The sequence below is a fragment of the Trichocoleus desertorum AS-A10 genome, from assembly GCF_039962155.1.
Lineage (GTDB): Bacteria > Cyanobacteriota > Cyanobacteriia > FACHB-46 > FACHB-46 > Trichocoleus.
Genome location: NZ_JAMPKN010000013.1, coordinates 68,531 through 91,666 on the forward strand (window position 1 = coordinate 68,531; position 23,136 = coordinate 91,666).

The 23,136-nt window shown below is 48.7% G+C and carries 20 protein-coding genes; 8 read left to right on the forward strand and 12 right to left on the reverse strand.

Going from position 1 to position 23,136, the window contains the following annotated elements; all coding sequences use genetic code 11:
• Entirely contained in the window at positions 1-1,764 is a 1,764-nt protein-coding gene (locus NDA01_RS17540; protein WP_348228955.1) for a metallophosphoesterase family protein, read from the forward strand.
• Here the strand turns inward: NDA01_RS17540 and NDA01_RS17545 are convergent.
• Positions 1,742-3,514 (reverse strand): sensor histidine kinase, encoded by a 1,773-nt coding sequence (locus tag NDA01_RS17545; protein WP_348228956.1) that lies wholly within the window; start codon positions 3,512-3,514, stop codon positions 1,742-1,744. The genes NDA01_RS17540 and NDA01_RS17545 overlap by 23 nt on opposite strands.
• 637 nt (positions 3,515-4,151) lie before the next feature.
• On the opposite strand from NDA01_RS17545, the gene lepB reads away from it, so the two are divergent.
• Complete coding sequence (gene lepB / locus NDA01_RS17550) at positions 4,152-4,724, forward strand: signal peptidase I (protein WP_348228957.1); 573 nt, start codon at positions 4,152-4,154, stop codon at positions 4,722-4,724.
• Between the two features lie 18 nt (positions 4,725-4,742).
• On the opposite strand, the gene NDA01_RS17555 is transcribed toward lepB, so the two are convergent.
• Both NDA01_RS17555 and NDA01_RS17560 read right to left on the reverse strand, forming a co-directional pair.
• Positions 4,743-5,303: a helix-hairpin-helix domain-containing protein gene (locus NDA01_RS17555; protein ID WP_348228958.1), complete on the reverse strand. Its 561-nt coding sequence runs from the start codon at positions 5,301-5,303 to the stop codon at positions 4,743-4,745.
• Between the two features lie 8 nt (positions 5,304-5,311).
• On the reverse strand, positions 5,312-5,710 hold the full coding sequence (locus NDA01_RS17560; RefSeq protein WP_348228959.1) for an SHOCT domain-containing protein: 399 nt from the start codon (positions 5,708-5,710) through the stop codon (positions 5,312-5,314).
• A gap of 552 nt (positions 5,711-6,262) precedes the next feature.
• Here NDA01_RS17560 and NDA01_RS17565 point away from each other — a divergent pair.
• Both NDA01_RS17565 and NDA01_RS17570 read left to right on the forward strand, forming a co-directional pair.
• Positions 6,263-7,168: a J domain-containing protein gene (locus NDA01_RS17565; protein ID WP_348228960.1), complete on the forward strand. Its 906-nt coding sequence runs from the start codon at positions 6,263-6,265 to the stop codon at positions 7,166-7,168.
• A 127-nt stretch (positions 7,169-7,295) separates the two neighbouring features.
• Positions 7,296-7,619 (forward strand): DUF1825 family protein, encoded by a 324-nt coding sequence (locus tag NDA01_RS17570; RefSeq protein ID WP_190438912.1) that lies wholly within the window; start codon positions 7,296-7,298, stop codon positions 7,617-7,619.
• 23 nt (positions 7,620-7,642) lie between these two features.
• On the opposite strand, the gene NDA01_RS17575 is transcribed toward NDA01_RS17570, so the two are convergent.
• The 4 genes from NDA01_RS17575 to mrdA form a co-directional block, all read right to left on the reverse strand.
• Positions 7,643-9,898, reverse strand: coding sequence for a PBP1A family penicillin-binding protein (locus NDA01_RS17575; RefSeq protein ID WP_348228961.1), 2,256 nt, complete (start codon positions 9,896-9,898; stop codon positions 7,643-7,645).
• A gap of 233 nt (positions 9,899-10,131) precedes the next feature.
• Complete coding sequence (lspA, locus tag NDA01_RS17580) at positions 10,132-10,635, reverse strand: signal peptidase II (protein WP_190438918.1); 504 nt, start codon at positions 10,633-10,635, stop codon at positions 10,132-10,134.
• A gap of 86 nt (positions 10,636-10,721) precedes the next feature.
• A complete protein-coding gene (locus NDA01_RS17585; RefSeq protein WP_199295796.1) occupies positions 10,722-11,345 on the reverse strand; it encodes a biotin transporter BioY in 624 nt (207 codons plus the stop codon).
• 246 nt (positions 11,346-11,591) lie between these two features.
• Complete coding sequence (mrdA, locus tag NDA01_RS17590) at positions 11,592-13,406, reverse strand: penicillin-binding protein 2 (RefSeq protein WP_190551941.1); 1,815 nt, start codon at positions 13,404-13,406, stop codon at positions 11,592-11,594.
• A gap of 325 nt (positions 13,407-13,731) precedes the next feature.
• On the opposite strand from mrdA, the gene NDA01_RS17595 reads away from it, so the two are divergent.
• Genes NDA01_RS17595 through NDA01_RS17610 form a run of 4 tightly spaced genes read left to right on the forward strand, consistent with a single transcriptional unit; the run spans position 13,732 to position 17,800 of the window.
• The gene (locus tag NDA01_RS17595; RefSeq protein WP_190438921.1) at positions 13,732-14,859 is read left to right on the forward strand and encodes an ABC transporter ATP-binding protein; all 1,128 of its coding nucleotides are present in this window, start codon (positions 13,732-13,734) and stop codon (positions 14,857-14,859) included.
• Between the two features lie 28 nt (positions 14,860-14,887).
• Positions 14,888-15,976, forward strand: coding sequence for a polyamine ABC transporter substrate-binding protein (locus NDA01_RS17600; RefSeq protein ID WP_190558531.1), 1,089 nt, complete (start codon positions 14,888-14,890; stop codon positions 15,974-15,976).
• A gap of 32 nt (positions 15,977-16,008) precedes the next feature.
• Entirely contained in the window at positions 16,009-16,905 is an 897-nt protein-coding gene (locus NDA01_RS17605) for an ABC transporter permease (protein ID WP_348228962.1), read from the forward strand.
• Positions 16,880-17,800, forward strand: a complete 921-nt coding sequence (locus NDA01_RS17610; RefSeq protein WP_190558527.1) for an ABC transporter permease — start codon at positions 16,880-16,882, stop codon at positions 17,798-17,800. The genes NDA01_RS17605 and NDA01_RS17610 overlap by 26 nt, the downstream gene beginning before the upstream one ends.
• Positions 17,801-17,824: 24 nt before the next feature.
• Here NDA01_RS17610 and NDA01_RS17615 read toward each other — a convergent pair whose 3' ends face one another.
• The 5 genes from NDA01_RS17615 to pdhA form a co-directional block, all read right to left on the reverse strand.
• Positions 17,825-18,244, reverse strand: coding sequence for a hypothetical protein (locus tag NDA01_RS17615; protein ID WP_348228963.1), 420 nt, complete (start codon positions 18,242-18,244; stop codon positions 17,825-17,827).
• Positions 18,245-18,286: 42 nt separating this feature from the next.
• Positions 18,287-19,276: a protein translocase subunit SecF gene (gene secF / locus NDA01_RS17620; protein WP_348228964.1), complete on the reverse strand. Its 990-nt coding sequence runs from the start codon at positions 19,274-19,276 to the stop codon at positions 18,287-18,289.
• Positions 19,273-20,697 (reverse strand): protein translocase subunit SecD, encoded by a 1,425-nt coding sequence (gene secD, locus NDA01_RS17625; protein ID WP_348228965.1) that lies wholly within the window; start codon positions 20,695-20,697, stop codon positions 19,273-19,275. Before secD ends, secF begins: the two co-directional genes overlap by 4 nt.
• Positions 20,698-20,776: 79 nt before the next feature.
• A complete protein-coding gene (locus NDA01_RS17630; protein ID WP_190438929.1) occupies positions 20,777-21,760 on the reverse strand; it encodes an alpha-ketoacid dehydrogenase subunit beta in 984 nt (327 codons plus the stop codon).
• Positions 21,761-21,975: 215 nt separating this feature from the next.
• On the reverse strand, positions 21,976-23,010 hold the full coding sequence (gene pdhA, locus NDA01_RS17635; RefSeq protein ID WP_348228966.1) for a pyruvate dehydrogenase (acetyl-transferring) E1 component subunit alpha: 1,035 nt from the start codon (positions 23,008-23,010) through the stop codon (positions 21,976-21,978).
• Positions 23,011-23,136: the final 126 nt, after the last annotated feature.

Below are 23,136 nucleotides of genomic sequence, written 5' to 3' on the forward strand. Positions count from 1 at the left end.
ATGGCTGTGACTCCTCGGCTATTGACTGATCCATTTTTGCAACTGCCGACTCCTACTTCCATCCGGGTCGTCTGGTTCACAGAATTTCCTGGTTCCCAACATTTTGTTACCTATGGGCCTGGCTTAACGACACCCGCCGAGAAAAGTCGCGATCGCACTGTCATGGCAATTAGTAGCCAGCTTAGTCGGACCCGTGAAGATCAAAAGTCACACTTGAATTCCCAAGTTATTGATCTGATCAATGCTAGACCTGAGGAACGGCAGATTTGGCGGCATGAGGCGATCGTGAACAATCTCACGCCAGGAGTGCGGGTGCCTTATCAAGTAACGAGTGTGCAGGATGAGCAAGTAATTACGAGTCGAGTTTTTAGCTTGATGGCTCAGCCCACCCCACAAACGGCCCTCAAGATTTTGCTGACGTCCGACCATCAACTCAAATCTTTGGTTTCGGCGAACTTACAAAAGGTGGTGGAAACGGTTGGCGCCGTAGATGCGGTGTTTTTTGCGGGAGACTTGGTTAACATTCCCGATCGCGCCTCCGAATGGTTTGATGACAATCGTGGCGGAGCCTTCTTTCCAGTGTTGCAAGGCCGAGCTGCCTACAAGCTGGAGAAACAAGGGCAGGAAACTATTTACCGGGGAGGCAAGATTATTCAGCATGCACCTCTGTTTACCACGATTGGTAATCATGAGGTGATGGGCCGCTTCTCAATGGAGAATTCCTTAAGTAGCCAATTTGACGATGCCGTCCCTCGGGCGATCGCCTCAGCTCGTTATCCAGAGCAAGTACCGAGCCAATCCGCAGACGATGCCAGAACTCGCGCGGCTTGGATCAAAGATCATTCCTTCAATACAGATACCTACGAAGAGATCTTTACGCTGCCTACCAGTGAGACAGGCGGCAAAACTTACTACGCGGTTACTTTTGGCGACATTCGTTTAGTGGTTCTATACGCAACCAGCATTTGGCGTGTCCCAGAAATTGGCCCTGAGGTTCGCGGCAAATATAGTGACCCAGTCCCGCAGGAGAATCAGGAGGCCAAAGAGCTATCTCAACTCAACCAAGATGCTTGGGGCTATGGGCAACACATCTTCGAGCCGATCGCCCAGGGAAGCCTCCAGTACAGGTGGTTACAGCAGGAATTAAACAGCCCAGAGTTTCAAGAAGCCAAGTACAAAGTGGTGATGTTGCACCATCCTCTCCACTCCTTAGGCGGCAATGTTGTCCCGCCTTACACCGACCCCGTAACTGTGAGCGATCGCGCTCCAGATGACACGATCCAAGCGGTTCGCTATGAGTACCCCCAAGAGAACAACTACTTGATCCGAGACGTGATGCCACTGCTAGAGGCAGCAGGCGTGCAGTTAGTGTTCTACGGTCACTGCCATTTGTGGAACCGATTTGTCAGTCCCAGCGGCATGCATTTTCTCGAAACCTCTAATGTGGGTAACTCTTACGGTGCTTATCTAGAACAACCCAGGCCAACAGCTCCCAGATCTGACTCAGCGACTGGTACAGCGGTCGGCAATCCTAACGGTCTAGCGCCTGTGGTCCCGACGATCGCGCCACTTAAAGATGAGAATGGGCGATCGCTGCCGTATCTATCGAGCAACGATCTCACCGCATTCAGCATTTTCAACACAGCCGATGGCACGGTTAGTAGCTATTACTTTGATACCCGTCAGCCTCAATCATCGGTGATCAAATTTGATGAGTTCCAGCTCCTGCAAACTTCACCCACTAAACCAGCAACGCAGAGTTAGTCGGTGAAGCTAGTTTTTGGGTTTTGATTGGAATTTCAATCCGAAATTCTGTGCCTTGCCCGGGAGCTGAGCAACAAGTTAGTTCACCGCCATGCTTGTCCGTCACAATTTGATAGCTGATTGATAAGCCTAGTCCTGTTCCCTTTCCTAACGGCTTGGTGGTGAAGAACGGATCAAATAACCGTTGTCTGACGGCTTCTGTCATACCTATGCCGTTGTCGGCAATTCGGAGCACAACTCGATTGGAGTCTAGGACTGCGGTCTCAATGCGAATAAAGGTTGGCTGAGCTGATTGATCTGTAGTGGCTTGGTGCAACTCATCTACAGCATCGATCGCATTAGCGATTAGATTCATAAAGACTTGGTTGAGCTGTCCTGCATAGCACTCAACCATTGGCAATGGGCCATATTTCTTGATCACTTGAACGCCAAACCGCCCCACTTTCTCCTTAAAACGATGCTGTAGCAATAGTAAAGTGTTGTCTAAACCTTCATGAATATCCACAGGCTTCATCTCTGATTCTTCTAAGCGAGAGAAGTTGCGGAGAGACAAAACAATTTGCCGGATGCGCTCTGCTCCCACCTTCATGGAAGACAGCATTTTAGGTAAGTCTTCAGTTAAGAAATCAAGGTCAATTGCTTCAGCTTTGGCTTGAACTGTTTCAGCAGGATGAGGATAGCTTTGCTGATAAATCTCCAGCAAATTTAGCAAGTCTTGAGCGTATTCGTTGGTATGGCTCAGATTGCCATAGATAAAGTTAATGGGATTATTAATTTCATGCGCAATGCCAGCGACCAATTGCCCTAAGCTGGACATTTTTTCAGTATGAATGAGTTGCGACTGAGTCTTTTGTAGCTCCTTGAGAGTTTGCTCTAGTTGTTGGGTACGTTGACGCAGATGATCCTCGGATTCTCGTAGCGCTGCATCTGCTATTTGACGCTCTGTAATATCTTCATAAATCCCTAAAATTCCTACAACTTGACCTGCGGCATTATGCAACGGAATCTTACTGCTATCTAACCAAGCTTGCTTGCCGTCCGCTTGCAGTTGCGGCTTAATGATGTGATATTCTGGCTGATTTGTTTCGATGAACTGGCGATCGCAACTTTGAAAAAACTCGGCTTCTTCTGGTTTCCAAGCTAACTCATAATCTGTGCGGCCTACGATTGCTTCTGATGCTGCTAAGCCTGCATCCAGGGCAAAGCTACGATTGCAACCCAAATAAACTGACTCGTGGTCCTTCCAGAAGATCGCTTGTGGAATTGTGTCGATCACCAGCTTCAACATTTGTTGGGAGTCACGCAAAGCGATTTCCATCCGTTGGCGTTCTACAATCTCATCTTCCAGCTTTTGATTGGCGGCTTCGAGTTGCGCTGAACTGGGTAACGATAAAACTTGAGGAATCAAAGACCTTAACTCCAAGGCAGTGTAGAAAGAAACTGCCGCAGTGATAGCTTTGAGGAAACCCGATATCCAATAATGGGGGTGCCAAAGCGTCCAGATATCCATTAAGTGGGTGGTGCCACAAGCGACAATAAAAATACCAAATAAAATAAAAATCCCATTGAAAGGAATGTCCCGCCGCTTGTGGACAAAGTATACCAACATCAGCGGAATCGAATAGTAAGCTAGGGCAATAATTGAGTTGGAAGCAATATGCAGCCAAACCAGTCCGGGTTGCCAAAGATAGCAATGTCCATGCGGAATAAACTGACTTGAATCTAAAAATGTTTTCAAGAATTCCGGCATAAACCTACCTCAAAAAATTGCCACAGCAAGAGATATTTTTCAACATCTTAACTAAAGCTCAAAAATTTTTGTTTCAAGAAGCAAAAATCTATAAAACAAAATTTGAGCATTCCAGGATTCATACAAATTCTGTATCTCAAGTTTCACTCAACTCGATTTATAATTCGCTAGCACCCTAAGCAATCACTCCACAGTGTTCTTAAGCTTCTCTCTAGTAATACTCCATTCACTTGAAAACTAACCTGACAATTATTCGGTATTAGCCAGTTCAATTCTGAGAAATCAGTCCGTGATGGCACTGAATCAATATCAATGAATTCAGTAATCCGGATATTTTTTATTAGTAAATTATGCAGTTGTAGAGTTTTTATCAATTGATAGAGCAATCAAAATCAACTACTTACAGTCTTAGAAGCTCTCTTGTCAATTCGATTGCACGGCTTTTGATGCCTCAACAGCCTAGCCCTGCCAGAGCACGAAAAAACTAGAAGAGCGGAGTATATTAGTTGATGGCAGAGGCTCGTACAGGTGTCAGAAGGCATCGTCTCTAGGCGATCGCTGATGATCCTTAACTGGGCTGCTAACTACTTGGCAGAGTTGCCGCTTCGTATCTGGTTCCACTCTATTCATCGTTGCTATGACATCTGAAAAACAAGATTTGGCAGATTCTTCCGGGCAGTCAGGGTTCTGGAAATCCCAACGAGAAAATTTTCAGATTCTAGCGATCGCTTTAACTTTGGCCCTTTTCATTCGTGCCTTTGTTGCAGAACCTCGCTTTATTCCGTCTGACTCAATGGTGCCAACTTTATTAGTTGGCGATCGCTTGGTGGTGGAAAAGCTTTCTTACCGCTGGCACCCACCGGAAACGGGCGATATTGTCGTCTTCGATCCACCATTGCAATTGCAGACCCAGGGTTATAGCAAAGAGCAGGCTTTTATCAAGCGCATTATTGGCCTGCCTGGTCAGATTGTGCAGGTACAGCAGGGCAAGGTTTATGTAGATAACCAGCCGCTGAAAGAACCGTATATTGCCGAGCCACCTGCCTATGAGTGGGGGCCAAGGCAAGTCCCGGAGGGGCAGTTTTTCGTCATGGGCGACAACCGCAACAACAGCAACGACTCCCACATTTGGGGCTTCTTGCCAAAGCAAAATATTATTGGTCGAGCTTGGTGGCGCTTTTGGCCGTTCTCCCGAATTGGGCAGTTCTAGCGCAGCTTAGAAGCGCAGCTAAAAACGCAAATAGTGCATCAAATCAGTTGTTACGGTACTAGGCAGAGAAAGCCGTCGTTGCAGATCTGCCAGGTTGCGGTAAGGCCCTGTAGCTAAGCGGTTTTGCACGATCGCTCTAGCTAAGAATAAATCAATCGGTGGTACTTTGAGCAAAACTTCTACAGAGGCCGTGTTGGGATTAATGGGCTCAATTGTGACCAAACTCTCAGCATCGTAATAACAAAAATTGAGAATCGGTGCGAAGGGTCGTAGTCGCTGGGCGGGCACTCCTAAAACAGCGGCCATATCTTCCAGGCAGCAAAACTGCACGCCTGCCTGAGTGAGTTCTGCTAGCGATCGCGCTTGATGGATAGAAATTCCGGGTAAACGTAACCAATCGTCCACTGTGGCTTGATTGGCATCGATTTTAACTCCCAAGGAGACGGCTAACTGAACTTCTTCTAGCGATTGCAGACGGTAATAAGGATCATTGATCAACCGCGATCGCAGTGTTGTAGAGGCAGCCGCGATCGGAGAACGAGTCCGAGCTACAGAGGTTAACCAATCTAAAAATGCCATCTCAGGTTTCAAGTCACGCTATCTAATAACTGTCGGCGCTTTTGCTCAAACTCATATTCTGAAATCAAACCATCTTGGCGCAGTTGATCCAGTTGGCGTACTGCCGTTGTGATCGCGCTAACTTTCGCCGGATCAACAGTTGGCCCTGTAGGGTAACGGACGGTGGGGCTAGCTGCTATTCCATCGTTAAAGTTGCGATCGAACTGATCGGAGTCTTGACTTAGGTACCAAACTCCTTCAATTGCACTGGCAATTTTAGGAATGGGCGTTGCCAAAGACAACAGTAGGTACAGCATACCCCAGCGGTATTGACCGAGATAGAGCTTGTGCAACCCTGCGATCGGTACGATCACGCCAGCAAAGGCTAGGACTGCTGCTATTTGACGATTTTTGGGCTTATTTAGCATACTCTGCTCCTTGGCGGCACCTAGATGCATCACGGTCGATCCTATGGATTAAAGGTAACAGCAGCGGTTCTGCTAGGAATAGATTTCAATTTGCGAAATAAGCCCGTAGACTTTGGACATCGTAGTTGTGATTTAAGTTACTGACACCTACCCAGGATCACCCAGGTGCCTGATGTCGAGTTCTAGCAAACACAGTACAGTAGTAAAAGAGTTTTGTTTCAACGCAGGGTACTGAAACCAACCTGGAAACCGATATTAAAGTTGCTAGTAACCAAGCTCAGCAGCGTAAGTCGTCTCTAGCTTTGCTCGCAGCTTAGTCATCTCGTAACCTTAGATGCAGACCAGGTGGGCACCCTAGTTAACATCTACCTATCCTTATTTTTTGCCATTGCTAAGGCTTCTGGGCAATAACTCTTAGAACAGCTGCAGCTTGGTACTTAGCAGAAACCAGTGACTAAATTGCCTGAAACGGGTGATTTATAGTTGTAACTGTTCCTTTAATCTGCTGGGATTCGTTGATTTTTTATTCAAAAATTTTAAGGCCGCTGATCAATGCCACAGACTTCTTTTTCAGCAGACTGGCTTCAGAAATTTTCCGATCCCTACGCCATTCTCGGTATTTCTGTAGCGGCTGATGATAGTCGAGTTCTGAAGCGCTATCGTAACATTGCTAAAGTTTTACATCCTGATAGTTTTGGAGCTACTGAGAGTGAGACTAAGCAGTTAGCCAGCCAAATTTTTGCCCGTTTGGTCAACCCTGCCTATCAGAAGCTGAAGCAAGAGAAAGACCGCACTGAATCTTTAGGATTGCTACGGTTTCAAGTACGACGCTTGAAAAGAGAAGGAGCGATCGCTCCTAAAACCAAATTAGCTCAACAGCTTAGCCAGCTCAACCTCAAAGATGCTGAGGTATTTTATGAGCAGGCGGTCGCCGAACTTGGCGCGACCCAGTTTCAGCCCATCGAGCGCTTTGCCTCAGTCACTCAACAACTGTTAGAACTAAATCTGGTCTATCTACAGTTGAAGCTAGATGACGTAATTCTGCGCGAAAAACGCACAGGGCTTGTCTCTAGTGCTCCCGCCCAAACCATTGAATTTGCGCCCGCTAGCCCGCAAGAAGCACCTGCAACGGACTATGCCTACCAACATGCTAAGCGAGCCAAGGAATACTTAAAGAAAGAAAACTTAGCTCAAGCAGTTCAGGAGTTGCGAGATGCCATTAAAATCGAGCCAACTCAAGGGGAGTACCACGCTTTACTAGGATTTGCCTACTTCAAGCAAAACCTTTCCGGAATGGCTACCGTTCATTTTCGTCAAGCTCTCAAACTCAATCCTAAAGAACCCTTAGCGCTGCACTATGCGGCTAAACTCAACCTCAACCTAGAAGATAAAGTGCGGCCTACCCAAACCACTAAAAAAAGTGGTCTTTTTGGCTTGTTTGGCGCCAAAAAACCTTGACCGAACCAGCTGAGGTACGGATTCGCGCAGCTATCCGCCGATCAAGCCCTGCATTAAAATTAAAGTAAGCCATGAGGAGGCGATCGTCGCTTCTCATTCTGCTTGGTAGTTGACCCAAGAAATAGCAATGGGATTTTTTGACTCTGAGATTGTGCAGCAAGAAGCAAAGCAGTTGTTTGAGGATTATCAATCCCTAGTGCAACTGGGCAGCAGCTACGGCAAATTTGACCGAGAAGGCAAAAAGCTTTTCATTGAGCGGATGGAAGGGCTGATGGAGCGCTACCGCATTTTTATGAAGCGCTTTGAGCTATCGGAAGATTTTATGGCGCAAATGACCGTGCAGCAGCTGCAAACACAGTTAGGTCAGTTTGGGATGACGCCCCAACAGATGTTTGAGCAGATGAACCTTACCCTAGAGCGAATGAAGGCTGAGGTAGAAAAAACCTCTTAGAGGAGCAAGCTGGATAGACTAGGTCAACGCACGACCTGGCCCATATACTCGCCCCATAGCTGAGCTGCTTGGCCGCTACTACCAGTAGTGGGATCGTTGTTGTCATTGCCCAACCAGATCCCAGTGACTAAGGAGCGGCCAGGAATGTATCCAACGAACCACAAGTCAACGCTGTCGTTTGTAGTTCCTGTTTTTCCTGCTTCTCCCAGGCCTAGTGAGGCACTGCGTCCCGTTCCGCTCTGCACAACTCCCTGCAACAGCCCGGTCATTGTATCTGCGACTTCTGGCGGTAGCACAGAAACGTTAGCTTCCGAATCTTGGTCGTAGGTATAGATCACTCGACAAGTTTGGAAGTTATTGCGGTCTTGACAATCACTGCTATCCAAAATGCGTTGAATAGCATGGGGACGATGGCGGACTCCGCGATCGGCTAGGACGCTAAAAGCGCCTGTCATTTCCAGAGGGGTGACTTCACTTTGCCCTAAGACGAGACCTGGGACAGGATTAAGCTCAGACTGGATGCCCATTCGCCGAGCTGTTTGCACGACCTTATCTAAGCCCGCATCTTGAGCAATCCTGAGGGCGATTGGATTTTCGGAGAGGGATATGCCGCTATACATATCTAAGCTGCCACCCCCAGTGTTACAGCCACTAAACGATTGGCCACCCCAATCTAGAGGAGCGCAGGAATAAGGCTTTCCCGGCGAAATTCCTTGCTCTAAGGCTGCGGTGTAGCTAAAAATTTTGAAGGTAGAACCAGGCTGACGTAGAGCTTGGGTTGCTCGGTTAAATTGACTTTGCTGGTAATCGACTCCGCCGACTAAAGCCAGGATAGAGCCGTTGCTAGCATCTAGCGTGACGATCGCGCCTTGGGAAAAATTGTAAGTAGCCCCAACATTAGCGACTGAATTCCGCAAGGCAGTTTCTGCCAAGGTCTGCATTTGCAGGTCCAAGTTGGTCTCAACAATAAAGTTACCTTCTTCTGCTAGTTGCTTGCCGAGCAGAGTTTGCAACTCATCAAACACATAGCCATAGAAGTAAGGCGCACGAGTACTCTCTAGAATTTCCCTAGCTTTGGGATTAATTTCAATGCGCGATCGCCGGGCTCGCTGGGCCTCTTCCAAGCTCACCATGCCCATCGCTGCCATCCGGTTAATCACGCGATCGCGGTACTCTACTGCTGCCTGGTAATCACGAATGGGGTTGAAGCTATTCGGGGCGGGCAAAATCCCTGCCAGTGTGGCCGCTTCTGAGAGGGTTAGATCTTTAGCCGACTTGCCAAAGTAAAACTGAGCCGCATCCTCAAAGCCAAAGTTACCATTGCCCAAGTACACCCGGTTCAAATACATCTTAAGAACCGCGTCCTTGCTGTAAAGCATTTCCAGCTTCAGCGCTACGATCGCTTCTCGGAGTTTGCGTCCAGCTGAATCTTGAGTGCCTACATAGTCACGGAACAAGCTGCGAGCGACTTGCTGGGTGATCGTGCTGGCACCTTCGCGAATGCCTCCACCCCGGATATTGGTTAGTAAGGCTCTTAAAATTCCGATCGGATCAACGCCTAAATGCCAGTAAAATCGGCTATCTTCCGAGGCCACTACTGCCTTGGGTAAATAAGCTGAAAAATCCGAGAGTTTATTCAGTTCTAAGTGGGCGTTGTTGCGGGCAGGGCTTAGCGGTGTTTGGCGATCGCGAGCGTAGACCATGACGGGTCCTTGGATCGACTTAGGCAACGGGCGTACCGAAAACTTAGTCCACTCAATGCCCACAAATAAGGCTGTGATCGCTGTAAGGCCGCTGACTCCGTAGAGACTATAGCGAAACGCTTTGACGTACCACGGGGGAGGGTTGTGATACTGAATGCGAACCGCTGCGGCAAGCTCTGGTGGTCCCAGAGTCAAAATGTCACCGTGATACAACGTGGATGTATTTACACGTCGTTTGCCCCGGTAAATGCCATTGGTAGAGTTTTCATCCTTAAGCACAAAGGGCGTTTGCTGTTGGCGATCGCGAGTCAGGGAAAGATGAATCTGACTGACGACGGGATTACGCACCACAATGTCACAGGACTTGGAACTCCGCCCCAAAAGATAGCGATCGCCCAACAAAGGATAGACTTCCGCCTTCTCAGTCCCAGCATCTTGCACCCACAGTTCTGGCACCCTCGCATCCGGATTCAAGGCCAGTTTGGAAAAATCAATCTTAGCCTGAATGGTCTGTACAGCTTGGGTCAAGTTACCCAACAGGGTTTTAGACTGACGAGGGGGCTGAGGAGGAGTCATTCACTACCAACACAAATTTAGCTAAAGCAATCGGAAGCAGTATAAACAACATTTGACTGAAGTTGAGTCAAGGATGTTGCGCTTGTTGCAGTTATTCAGCGGCAATTCAGAGTTTAGGTGGCAACCTCATGAGTTGATAATATTGATTGCCCAACTATCTTTACCCGCTTCATCCCCAATCATACAAGCTAGACTTAACTGCTGCTGTCAACAAACCGCTAAGTAGTCTGAGCTTACCGCTGAGTAGAATCAGGATGCGAATCTCCCTTAGCAACATCCTCTCCTCTGAAAGTAGCAATTAACAAACAAACAATCCCAACATTAATAAACACATCAGCAATGTTGAAGACCGGAAAATCAATCAGCCGAAAATCCAAAAAATCGACGACTCGACCCTCCAGAAAGCGATCGATGCCGTTGCCCGCTGCACCACCTAAGATACAGCCATAGCCAGCCTGTTCCCAGCGATTCATCCTCGGCCCAAACAAACCCAGGGCTACCAGAATTAAGCTAACTCCCAAAGATAACCAACGCAGCCAGTCACCGCCTTGACTGAACAAGCTAAAAGCAGCACCCGTATTAGTCACATAGGTAAAGTGAAAGACATTGGGCCAAAGTGCCCAAGATTCGGGAGGAATCGTCAAGTCAAACTGAGTCACAACCCAGTACTTAGTCACACGATCTAAAATCAAGCTAATGAGAGCTGCAAGCCAAAAAAAACGATTCTTCCAATTCATAGCAACTGGGTCAGAGAATTTCAAACCAACTAGGCACCCACCAAGCACTACGAGGCAGCAGACAACGTTACTTGATTTAGTCCACTTCAGTAAAACATTAAGTGTCGAATCGTAAAGGCTAAAACTGTGACTGCACAAGTAAGAGCCAATTGGCCTGGCAAAGCATAATAAGAGTACTTCAATACTGCTTCTAGCAATGGACTTGTAGCATTCACCCAGCTAAAAAGATAGCCAACAATCAAATACACCAAACCAACTAAGTGAACGCTCAGCAACCCGCAAAGACAGCTAAAAGTTAAAGCCTCTAAGCGAGGTGGAGCCTTAAAAGCCAATGAACCACATACCCAGGCTCCTGGCACAAATCCTAGTAAGTAACCAAACATTGGCTCTCGGATATAGCCAAAGCCCCCACCTTGAGTAAACACTGGGAAGCCCGCTAGACCCAGTGCCAGGTAAGCAATTTGAGAAAGTACCCCTGCATTTCTCCCACCCAAGCAGCTAGCTAATAACACTGCCCCAATTTGACAAGTCACCCCTAGTGGATAAGCTTGAATGCCAGAACTGTCCCAGCTCCAAGGCGGGCTAGTAATCGACGCCCCTAAAAAGGTGCCACCAATCGTTAAGATTAGGCCGATAAAGGCCCAGAGTAATTCAATGGGAGCAGCCACTATGGGTTCAAGAATACAGAGCGATGGGGGCGGGAGTAACAAGATTATCCTCTCCTAAGCTAGAGGTTTAGCGACCTCCAAGATCTAAAGCGCTGATCGCAATAAGTCTGTAAAAGCTTATTTATAACGCTTGAGAATCAACTAGCGTGAGAAGCAATATCAGTTGATTTGCCTTTAGTGTTGGCATTGTATCACTGGATTGGAAGCACCTACGCTCCTGGGCTGGAAGTACAGCCTTCAACGCCAGAGTCGTTTAATTCAGGCAGTAAGCATCAGCTCAAAATTGCCTTAATCTGTTAAAACAGGCTCAATTGCAGCCGCCTGATTTACTGTTTTGTTGGGATTGAAGTAAGCTTCTAAAACTTGCCGCACCATGGGAGCTGCAAACGAGCCGCCACCGCCACCAGAGTTTTCGCCAAACGCCACAACTAATACTTGCGGCTTATCAAGGGGAGCATAAGCTCCAAACCAAGTATGAGATTCGCGGCCAAAGTCCTCAGCAGTACCACTTTTACCAGCCGTTGGCGGAATTGTTGATACATTGAGAGCAGCGCCAGTGCCACCGTCCACAACCTCTCGTAAGCCTGCCCGCAAAACATCAACGGTTTCAGGTCTGAGCTGTAAAGATTCACGCCAATTTCGGGCGGCTTCATTGTCCTTGAACAGGTGAGGCTTAACTTTGTAACCACCATTAGCAGGCACAGCAAACATCACTGCCACTTGCAAAGGTGTGGACTGAAGAAAGCCCTGGCCGATCGACATATTAACGGTATCCCCCAGGTACCAGCCTTCCCCTAATTCCTTGCGTTTCCAGGCATCATCTGGCACTAAACCTGCTGCTTCTTCAGGTAGCTCAATACCCGTTTTCTGGCCAAATCCATATCGTCGAGTCCAAGGAATAAGGGTCTGGTCCCCAATTCCCATGGCGATTTGGTAGAAGAATGTATCGCTGCTCCATTTCAAGGCTCCCGCAAACCCTAAAACGCCAAATCCAGCTCGGTTCCAGTCACCAAACTCGATGCCTCCTACAGTGATAGAAGGGTAGGTATTCAGGACAGTGTCCGGAGAATATTTATTAGATTCGATCGCGGCTGTAGTGGTAACAATTTTGAACGTACTTGCAGGTGGATACCCCTGCACGGCTCGGTTGACGAAGGGATGGTCTTCACTTTGCAAGCGCTGCCATTGAGCATCTGTAATTCGGGTCGAAAACAGGTTTGGATCGAAGGCAGGGCGGCTAACCATGGCCAGAACTGCGCCATTGTTCGGGTCCATGGCTACGATCGCGCCTTTGCGATCGCCCAACGCCGTTTCCGCTGCTTTTTGCAACTTCAAATCCAAGGTTAAGCGGACATCTCTACCTGCCTGCGTTTGCTTCTCACCCAGAATGCGGACAACTTGACCCATGCCATCAACTTCCACTTGCTGGCCGCCCCATTCACCCCGCAATTGTTTCTCATAGGCCGACTCTACGCCCATTTGGCCAATCACATCGCCGAGGCGGTATCCTTCATCCTTACGTTTTTCCAGCTCTTCATCGCTCATCTCACCTGTGTAGCCCAGCACATGAGCCGCCAAGTCCCCGTGAGGATAGTATCGAACGGCTTCTGCATCAACCTCCACCCCCTCCATCTCGCTGGAGTACTCGGCTAAAGCCGTAACTTGAGCTGGACTTACACCCCGCGCAATCCTGACTAAATAGGGAGAAGTATACCCTGCTTGTTCTAGCCGCTTTTGGATTTCAGCTTCGGGGATCTGCAAAATCTGAGAAAGTCGGTTTAAAGTCGCAGGCCACTCAGACTGCTTCCGCGCCAATGGCCACAAAAACACTGAGTGCGACAGGCGACTACCAGCCAAGATGCTGCCGCCTCGATCTAAAATTTTGCCGCGCTCTGGTTGCTTGGGGATCAAGCGAATGCGATTATTTTCTGCCAACTGGCGATTCCGATTCCCTTCGACCAACTGTAAGTAAGCCAACCGACCGCCAATTCCACCCAACATTAATAAACTGACAACCAACATGAAAGCTATAGACTGGTAGCTTCTGCCAACCGTACGCGCTGCGGGTTGTTGAATGATGGGAGGAGATTGTGTCAAAGTCATAAGGTCGGAAAAATTGTGTCCGGAGAAATTAGTGGCAGTGAGTTTTTACCTAGTCTACCGCTAGTCTCCCCGCCAAGCGCAAATCTTGATTTAGTGAAGAATTATTGCATGCTCACTGGGTTGCCCTGTTAAAGTTATTTGCTTAACAGTGTTTAGCTTTTAATCTACAAAACCAGTTTGGGCAAGCTATAGATTAGAACAGTCCCATTCCTTAACCTTGGTTAGGTGGATAAAATAAACCAAAGCCGAATCTTGCCTCTCTCAAAGGGTAGAAATTTAATTTGGCTTTGCGTTCGTGGGGAAATCAGCGCAGGAAATCGCCACTATGTCTCAGACTGCTACACAGCGTCAGGATGCGATCGGCATCGATACTGAGTTTGATGTTGAACTTCGTAAGGTTTTCAAGGTCTTCAATAGTGAAGCAGTCGTCCGAGGCATCGATCTTAGTATTCGCAGAGGTGAATTCTTTAGCATCTTGGGTCCCTCTGGGTGTGGCAAAACGACAACCCTTCGATTAATCGCTGGCTTTGAAACTGCTACTGCTGGGGAGGTGCTGATTCGACGCCAAACCATGAATCAGATTCCACCTTACCGTCGTCCTGTCAACACAGTTTTTCAAAGTTACGCCCTATTCAATCACTTGACGGTTTGGGACAACATTGCTTTTGGCTTGAGAATTAAACGCCAAAGCCGAGGCGAAATTCGTGAACGTGTAGGCGAAGCATTGCGGTTGGTCAAGATGGAGGCTTATGCCCATCGATTCCCAGCTCAACTCTCTGGAGGGCAGCAACAACGAGTTGCTTTGGCACGGGCTTTGGTGAATCGTCCGGCTGTGGTGCTCTTAGATGAACCGCTAGGGGCGCTAGACCTGAAGCTACGAAAAGAAATGCAGGTCGAGCTGTCCAATCTACATCAAGAACTGGGCGTCACTTTTATTATGGTGACTCATGACCAAGAGGAAGCTTTGAGCTTGTCAGACCGCATCGCTGTCATGCATGAGGGCAAGATTGAGCAAATCGGTTCGCCTACTGAAATTTACGAACGACCCCGCACGCCATTTGTGGCAGATTTCATTGGAGACACAAATCTTTTCCGAGGCAAGGTTGTAGAAGCAGATACCGCTTCCTTAAAGGTAGAAACAGAAACTGGACTCAAAGTTATAGCCAAACCTTGGGAATCTGGCAATTCACCCATCACGGCTCCAGTCGTGGTGAGCGTCCGACCGGAAAAGATTCAGGTGAGTTTGTATACACCTAGCGTGTCCCATAATTGTTTTGAGGGACGACTGAAGCATGTGATGTATTTAGGAACGCATGTTCATTATGTGGTGGAACTGCTTTCCGGCGATCGCGTCACAGTCATGCAACCGAATACAGTCGGTGCCCTGCCCGATCCTGAAACTCCTATCTACGTTTATTGGGCCGCTACAGACTGTCTGGCTTTAACTGCATAGGTAGCACAACAACATTTTTCGAGACAGCATGTCAACGCGACGGCAATTCTTAAACACTACAGCATCCGCGCTTTCGGGGCTGGCGCTTTCCAGTTGTGGTTGGACTCTGGCCCAAGTTAGGCAATCCGCAGCTCAGCCTGGCACCTCCAACAAGCTCTATATCTACACCTGGTCTAACTACACAGATGAAGATTTACTCAAGAGCTTTAGTGAGCAAACTGGCATTGAAGTCATTACCAATGTCTTTGACTCAAATGAGTCGATGTTGGCCAAAATTCGGGCAGGAGGTGGTTCGGAGTACAGCATTATTTCGCCATCCGACTATATGGTCCGCCAGATGAGCGAAATCGGACTCTTGAGCGAGCTGGATCACAATCGTTTAAGCGGTCTCAACCAGCTTTTGCCACGCTTTCAAAATCCCGTTTATGACCCTGGCAATCGCTATAGTATCCCGATTAGTTGGGGTACCACCGGACTGATCTATAACACGCAAAAGCTAAAGGAACCTCCTACAGATTGGAATTATCTTTGGGACAACCAAAAGCAATTAACTCAACGTATCACCTTGATCAATGATGTGCGCGAGGTGATGGGCGCGACCCTACGGATGCTGGGCTATTCTTACAACTCCACGCAACCTGCCCAGTTAGAGCAAGCTTACGAGAAGTTAGCGGCTTTGAAACCCGCGATCGCTACGTTTACTTCCGATGCTTGGCGCGACCAAATGGTGGCAGGAGATTTATGGTTAGCGATGGGGTACTCGGCTGATGCCATTAAAACAGCTCAAGACAATCCAAATCTCAAGTATGTGATTCCTCGCAGTGGCACATCTTTATGGACTGATACGATGGTGATTCCCAAGTCAGCTCCAAATCCTGAAGCCGCTTATGCTTGGCTCAATTTTATTTTGCAGCCATCGATCATGGCTCAGGTGTGTTATCGCCTGAAGTTTGCTACTCCTAATCGCGCGGCGATCGCTCAGCTACCCGCCGACATCCGCAACAACACCAACCTATTTCCGCCAGAGTCACTGCTGACTAAGTGCGAACAAATCGCTCCTATTGGGCAGTTCAGCGAAGTCTATGATCGCTACTGGACGCAGCTAACCAGCAGTTAAATAATAGTCGTCTCATCTCCCTAGGTCTACGCATGACGCCTCTTGCTTCCAGAAATACTCCCGCTGCATCAGATATAGGTCGTCCGGAGTCAAAGTGGTTAGGGCCATTGGTCTTGCTAGGGCCATCTGGCATTTGGCTAAGTTTGTTGCTAGTGATGCCAGCCTTAGTAATTTTGGAACTAAGCTTCGTCCCAGGCATTCGACCAGGAGATGTCGTTAACCCCTCAGGTTTAGACAACTACAGTCAGATCTTTCAGCCGATTTATCTACAGGTCATCGGGCGATCGCTATTTTTTGCCATTAATACCACCATCATTTGCCTGCTGCTGGGCTTCCCGGTAGCTTATTGGATTGCCCTTCTGGCTCCGGCGCGTTGGCGCAATTTATTGTTACTGTGTTTCGTGCTACCGCTTTGGACTTCGTCGTTGCTGCGCTCTTACGCCTGGATCACCATCTTGAGGCCGACAGGTGTCCTTAATACTTTGCTCGCGAGTATCGGCTTGCCGCCTTTGACTTTACTGAACAGCAGCTCGGCTGTATTAATTGGCATGAGCTACAGCTTATTGCCTTACATGGTTCTAATTCTTTACGCCTCTTTAGAAAAACTCGACCGCAGGCTATTAGAAGCGGCGGCTGATTTAGGAGCTCATCCCAGCGAAGCGTTTTGGAAGGTGACAGTACCACAGACCTTACCAGGAATTGCGGCTGGCTCCTTACTCGTGTTTATTACCGGGTTAGGCGATTTCGTGGACCCCGAACTATTAGGCGGTGCTTCTAGCATGACTGCGGCTCGCCTCATTTACAACCAGTTTCTGGGGGCTACGCAAAACTGGGGATTTGGGTCCGCTTTGAGTATGCTGCTAATTTTGGCGGTTAGTCTGGCGATCGCTTTACTAATTAAGTATGGCGATTCCACGTCGAAACGCTAAATTGGGCGATCGCCGGGTCATACTAAGTCATCAGGGTGCCAACATTCAGGATTCAGACACTATCGCTCGAAGGATTCATGTTTCTGTGATTGGACCGCAAGCCAAAACGAACCCCCGTGCTTCCTGGCAGGCCCTGTTCTCCCTGCTCATGTTTGGGTTCATGTATTTGCCCATTGTCGTCCTGACGTTCTATAGCTTTAATCAGTCAGCCTATAGTGCTAGTTGGACAGGGTTTACTTTGGCCTGGTATCGCAAGTTTTTCGCTGACGAGCGCATTTTAGCCGCTCTACAAACGAGTTTAATCGTGGCCTTAGTAGCGGTGGCGATCGCAGCCGTGCTAGGAACGCTGATGACAGTTGGTTTAACCCGCTATCACTTTCCAGGAAAAGGGCTGTACCGAGGGATGTCGTATTTGCCCTTGATTATCCCCGACATCGCGATCGCCGTTGCCACTTTAGTTTTCTTAGCCGTGGTGGCAATTCCCCTCAGCCTATGGACGATTGTGGCTGCCCATGTGGTGTTTTGCTTATCGTATGTGGCGATCGTCGTCTCCACTCGTTTAACTGGGCTAGATTCTCACTTAGAGGAAGCAGCGCTAGACTTAGGAGCCACGCCCACTCAAGCTTTCATGCAGGTGTTGTTACCTGAACTCATGCCAGCGATCGTCTCTGGTTGTCTGTTGGCCTTTGTGCTGAGCATGGATGACTTTCTCATTGCCAGTTTCACGGCCGGAGGGGGAGCAACTACGCTACCAATGGAAATTTTTAGCCGCATCCGCACTGGAGTGAAACCAGATATCAACGCGCTCAGCGTCGTCTTGATCTTGGCGTCCGGTTTCGTTGCCTTTGTGGCTGAATCCATTCGCTATCAAGGTTCGCAAAAGCGATTCAAGTAGCTAAAGTCATTTGCTTATAGGAATCTACTTGTCTGGAGTAGCGCGATCGCCATAAACCCAGCGCCAGAGAGGATGGCTCGGTCCTTGCTGCTGAATTCGCTGCACTTGTCGCTCTAAGCGTTGTTTTTCTGGTGCAGGCAGCCCCAGGAGAATGTTGCGGCTTTGCCAAACCAGAGTTGCTACGGTTAAACCGATACATAAACCCAGCCCAAATGTGGGTACTGGATTGTAAGCAAACCCATAGCGAACGGCTGACCAAGTAAAATACTGCACCCACAAAGCAAATTCTCCTCGTAATCCCCAAAGACTGAGGATGCCAATCGTTAGCCAGAGGCAGAGAACAAAACACCATCGCCCCCAAACTGTTAACTCATGCAGCCTTACCAGTTCTGGCGAAAGCTTGGGGGTGTGGGTCAATTCTGGGGTGTGGTCAGACTGCTCCATAAGTTCTAGCTAGCTCGAAGCAGCAATTGCTCTGAGGCAAAGTTAGGCATCCTCAGAGCTAACAGAAGCATCGATCGCCGGAGCACTGGTGGCTAACGCTGGGATTGCTTGACCATTACGCCTGCGCCACCAAGCCAGCAGAGTACTGGCAATGAAGATGCTAGAGTAGGCTCCCATCGTGAAACCAACAATTAAAGCGAGGGCAAAGTTCTTTAGCGTTTCTCCACCAAAGAAGAAAATTGACGACAGGGTTAACAGGACGGTGAGAGTGGTGTTGATGGAGCGAGTCAAGGTTTGGTTGACTGCATCCTCAACAATATCGTCAATATGGCGTTCAGGATTGAGGATAATAGTCTCCCGGATGCGATCGTAAATCACGACGGTATCGTTAACCGAGAAGCCCACAATCGTGAGCAGCGCCACAATAAACAAGCTATCCACTTCGGTCCCAAACAGTAGGCCAAAAATTGAAAACATGCCAACTGTGACCAAAACATCGTGGAACAAAGCCACGATCGCCATAAAAGCGTAGTCGAACTGAAACCGGAAGCTCATGTAGACGATAATTCCGGCAAAAGAAACAATCAGCGCCAACATCCCAGAAGTGAATAGCTGACGACCAATCGTGGGGCCAACCGTGTCAATCTGAGTAGTTTTGGCATCAAACTTACCGACTGCTTGGACTAAAGCAGCTTGGAGCTGGGTCCGTTCATCTACATTCAGGGTTCTGGTGCGGATGGAAACGGCTTGCTGATTTTGCCCTACTACCTGAATACTGCTCCCACCCAGACCTTGTTTGTCCAGCACTTCACGTACTGTACCTACATTCACTGGTTGGTCACAGTTGTTGGGTACTGCACAATCCAGTTCAAATTGAATCCGAGTTCCGCCAACAAAGTCTAGGCTGGGGCGTAGAGGCGCTTTGATGTCAGGGCGCGTCCAAGAGATCGCCATTGCCACCAAACCAGCCAGAATGATCACCAATGAAATGCTCCACCACAGCTTTTGCTGCTTCATGACATTGAGTTTCATGGAGTCACCCCTGCTTGAGGCTGATTAGACGCGGGTACTTTAGGGCAATAGAGTTCAGTTTTGCGTAGGGCAGGAAAGCTGATCGCGAGCAGCATTAAAGTACGGCTACAAGTAACAGCGGTAAACATACTAATCATGACTCCTAAAGCCAGCGTCAGGGCAAACCCTCGCACTAAACCTGCGCCTAGCCAGAACAAAGCACCACAAGCAATTACCGTCGTGACGTTACTATCTAGGATGCTAGAGAAAGCTCGATAGAAGCCAGATTCTACAGAACGATACAGAGTTTTACCTGCGCGTAATTCTTCACGGGTCCGTTCAAAAATCAAGACATTGGCATCTACGGCCATACCAATACTGAGGATAAATCCTGCGATTCCAGGCAGGGTGAGCGTCACACCCAGCAGGGTAAAGGTGGCAAAGGTTAGTAGCGAATAGATGACTAAGGCTAGATCGGCGATCGCACCGGGCAGGCGGTAATAAACCACCATAAAGATCAACACTAGAAACAAACCACCCAACCCAGCATAAATACTGCGCTGGATGCTATCTCTTCCTAGAGTCGCTCCCACTGTGCGGTTTTCCACGATCTCCACAGGGACAGGTAAAGCGCCACCCCGCAATTGCACTGCCAAATCGTTCGCTTCTTCAGCCGTAAAACGGCCTTCGATTACAGCGCCACCACCTGTAATGCCAGTTTGAGCAAACTGAACGCCGACGGTGGGGGCACTAATCAAGCGATCATCTAAGAGAATGCCAATGCTTCGTCCGGTTCCCGCCAAACTCTTGGTTAAATCTGCAAACAGCGTTGCTCCCTTAGAATCAAACTTGAGGGAGACATTCCAGTTATTCCCACTGGCTGCGGCAGGCTCAGCCGATGCATCTTGGAGGTTTCCTCCCGTTAAGCCACTCCGCTCAAACAGCTCTGCGATCGCCGCATTACTGCGCTTGATCGCCGCTTGGTTTTCGGCCAGTGCTGCCTCATTACCAGCGCCTTGTTTCTGCAACTCTGCCTGCTTAGCCTGCAGTTCTTGCCGCACCTGAAACTCCACGCCTAGCTGAGCTTCTGTTCCTGGTTTTTGCTTCCGGAAGTCTAACTGAGCGGTACCACCCAGCACCCGCTCTGCCTGCTCCGGATCGCTAACTCCGGGAAGTTGCACCAACAGTTGGTCTTCCCCGACCGTCTGAACCACCGATTCAGACACTCCTAATCCGTTGATCCGTCCTTCTACCACCCGCTGCACAGCTTCCATCACGCGAGGAGTGATTTCCTTCACATTTTCGGATGGTTTTACTTGCAGGGTAAGTTGAGATCCCCCTTGTAAGTCCAACCCTAGCCGCACTGGAACTTTCGCGATCGTCACAATCGAGGCGATGACGAGGACGATAATTAAAGCCAATAATGAACGCTGTCTTTGCATAAATCCTGAGTTTGGAATTTTGAGTGTTGAGCTTGAAGGTTAATTCAGAGTTCAACCTCAACACTCAAACCTATCTTAGCTACACCCGTAGGGCCACCATTTTTTGCACAGCTTCAACAATTTGTTGTGGCTGCACAATTGTGAGATTTTCTAGGGTGCCGTTGTAAGGCGTGGGAATGTCTTGGGAGGAAAGACGCAACACGGGAGCATCCAGTTCATCAAACAAGCGATCGTTGATTGAAGCAATCAGCTCGGCAGCAATCCCACCGGTTCTCATGCACTCTTCTACGATGATCACCCGGTGCGTTTTGCGAATCGAAGCCCCGATCGTGTCAAAGTCCAATGGCTTGAGGGAGATTAAATCAATCACCTCTGGGTCATAGCCATCTTTTTCCAAGGTTTTTACGGCTTGTAAGACATGATGACGCATCCGAGAGTAGGTCAAAATCGTCACATCTTTGCCTTGCCGCACCACTTCCGCCTTGTCTAGAGGCAGCGTGTATTCTGCTTCGGGCAGATTCTCCTTCAAGTTGTACAGCAGCACATGCTCGAAGAACAAAACTGGATTGTTGTCTCGGATGGCAGACTTCAATAAACCCTTAGCGTTGTAAGGAGTTGAGCAAGCCACAATCTTCAACCCAGGTACTGCCTGGAAGTAAGCTTCTAGACGCTGGGAGTGTTCTGCCCCTAGCTGTCGGCCAACTCCACCCGGACCTCGGATCACCATCGGGATCTTGTAGTTACCACCAGATGTATAGCGCAGCATCCCAGCATTATTAGCAATCTGGTTAAAGGCCAGCAGCAAGAAGCCCATGTTCATGCCTTCAATGATCGGGCGCAGCCCTGTCATTGCGGCTCCTACTGCCATGCCTGTAAAGCTGTTCTCGGCAATAGGCGTGTCTAAAATCCGCAGCTCACCGTATTTTTTGTACAGATCTTTCGTGACTTTGTAGGAGCCGCCATAGTGGCCTACATCTTCCCCCATCACGAGCACGGAGGGGTCGCGGGCCATTTCTTCGTCAATGGCCTCACGTAGGGCGTTAAACAAGAAAGTCTCTGCCATCGATACCTCTGAGTTGCGGCAACAGTCTACTGGTCAAAATCTAATGGTCGAAATTGGTTTGGTGATCCAAATTAATAATCATAACTGCTGAAGTGAATCATCCGTATATTCAGATTCTGGCTATGCAGCAGGGCGATCGCCCACTCTAGGAAAACAGCAGACAAAAATCGGACAAGCTGCTCACCTGCCCGATTCCAGCCGCAAGGGTAACTAGATTATTCGTCCTCGGCAAACACAAATCGATACAGTTCGCTAGCGTCAGGTTCAGGGCTGGATAGCGCAAACTCCACGCCCTCATCGACCGTCGATTGAATTTTGCGCTCGATTGCCTTGAGTTCCTCTTGATTTACCAAGTTTTGCTCAATTAAACAAGCCGCAAACTTCTTGATGGGGTCACGAGCCAGCCAAGCTTCTTTTTCATCCTTAGTACGAAGTTCGTCCGGATCAGCCAAAGAGTGGCCTCGGAAGCGATAGGTCAGGGCTTCAATGAGGGTCGGGCCTTCGCCAGCCCGTGCCCGTGCCACAGCTTCTTGAGCGACAGCCCGTACTGCCATCACATCCATGCCATCCACTTCTACACCAGGCATGCCAAAGACGCTGGCTTTTTTGTAGATTTCTGGTTGAGAAGTAGCCCGCTCATGGGCCATCCCAATTGCCCACTTGTTGTTCTCTACCACAAACAGGATGGGTAACTTCCACAGAGCTGCCATGTTGAGGCACTCGAAGAATTGGCCATTGTTAGTGGTGCCGTCTCCAAAGAAGCAAGCGGCGACTTGGTCTGCCGTCTCATCTCCTAAGACTTCCCGACGGTACTTGCTCTGAAAAGCAGCTCCTAAAGCAATCGGAATCCCTTCACCAATAAAGGCAAACCCACCCAGCAGATTGTGCTCAGCTGAGAAGAGGTGCATCGAACCACCCCGCCCTTTGCTGCAACCTGTAGCTTTACCAAATAGCTCTGCCATTACTTCTCGGGCTGGAACCCCAGCACTGAGGGCATGCACGTGATCACGGTAAGTGCTGCAAACGTAGTCTTCTCCGGGTCGCATCGATTGAATCACCCCTGTCGATACAGCCTCTTGGCCGTTGTAGAGGTGAACAAATCCGAACATCTTGCCCCGATAGTACATCTCCGCACACTTATCTTCGAAGAAGCGGCCCAAGATCATGTCTTCGTAGAGCCTTAAACCTTCTTCTTTGGTAATTTGTGCCGAAGCAGCTTGAAATACTGGTAAAGTCCGTTCCTGAACCATTGATTTGTAGTACCCTCGCAGCAATACCCAAGCTAAATTTTATCGAGCTAGTTTGACTTTCCTGTGGAAAGCCAGCTTCTTGTACCTGCCAGATTTTCCCAGTCTACTTAAAACGAAGGCATAGCG

Bases quoted from the DNA above. Each gene is read 5' to 3' on its own strand.
- NDA01_RS17565 (WP_348228960.1), top strand. From the start codon at position 6,263: ATGCCACAGACTTCTTTTTCAGCAGACTGGCTTCAGAAATTTTCCGAT.
- NDA01_RS17595 (WP_190438921.1), top strand. From the start codon at position 13,732: ATGTCTCAGACTGCTACACAGCGTCAGGATGCGATCGGCATCGATACT.
- pdhA (WP_348228966.1), bottom strand. From the start codon at position 23,010: ATGGTTCAGGAACGGACTTTACCAGTATTTCAAGCTGCTTCGGCACAA.
- NDA01_RS17570 (WP_190438912.1), top strand. From the start codon at position 7,296: ATGGGATTTTTTGACTCTGAGATTGTGCAGCAAGAAGCAAAGCAGTTG.
- NDA01_RS17560 (WP_348228959.1), bottom strand. From the start codon at position 5,710: ATGCTAAATAAGCCCAAAAATCGTCAAATAGCAGCAGTCCTAGCCTTT.
- NDA01_RS17555 (WP_348228958.1), bottom strand. From the start codon at position 5,303: ATGGCATTTTTAGATTGGTTAACCTCTGTAGCTCGGACTCGTTCTCCG.
- NDA01_RS17545 (WP_348228956.1), bottom strand. From the start codon at position 3,514: ATGCCGGAATTCTTGAAAACATTTTTAGATTCAAGTCAGTTTATTCCG.
- lspA (WP_190438918.1), bottom strand. From the start codon at position 10,635: ATGAATTGGAAGAATCGTTTTTTTTGGCTTGCAGCTCTCATTAGCTTG.
- secF (WP_348228964.1), bottom strand. From the start codon at position 19,276: ATGAAACTCAATGTCATGAAGCAGCAAAAGCTGTGGTGGAGCATTTCA.
- secD (WP_348228965.1), bottom strand. From the start codon at position 20,697: ATGCAAAGACAGCGTTCATTATTGGCTTTAATTATCGTCCTCGTCATC.
- NDA01_RS17540 (WP_348228955.1), top strand. From the start codon at position 1: ATGGCTGTGACTCCTCGGCTATTGACTGATCCATTTTTGCAACTGCCG.
- NDA01_RS17610 (WP_190558527.1), top strand. From the start codon at position 16,880: ATGGCGATTCCACGTCGAAACGCTAAATTGGGCGATCGCCGGGTCATA.
- NDA01_RS17600 (WP_190558531.1), top strand. From the start codon at position 14,888: ATGTCAACGCGACGGCAATTCTTAAACACTACAGCATCCGCGCTTTCG.
- NDA01_RS17630 (WP_190438929.1), bottom strand. From the start codon at position 21,760: ATGGCAGAGACTTTCTTGTTTAACGCCCTACGTGAGGCCATTGACGAA.
- NDA01_RS17605 (WP_348228962.1), top strand. From the start codon at position 16,009: ATGACGCCTCTTGCTTCCAGAAATACTCCCGCTGCATCAGATATAGGT.
- NDA01_RS17615 (WP_348228963.1), bottom strand. From the start codon at position 18,244: ATGGAGCAGTCTGACCACACCCCAGAATTGACCCACACCCCCAAGCTT.
- lepB (WP_348228957.1), top strand. From the start codon at position 4,152: ATGACATCTGAAAAACAAGATTTGGCAGATTCTTCCGGGCAGTCAGGG.
- mrdA (WP_190551941.1), bottom strand. From the start codon at position 13,406: ATGACTTTGACACAATCTCCTCCCATCATTCAACAACCCGCAGCGCGT.
- NDA01_RS17575 (WP_348228961.1), bottom strand. From the start codon at position 9,898: ATGACTCCTCCTCAGCCCCCTCGTCAGTCTAAAACCCTGTTGGGTAAC.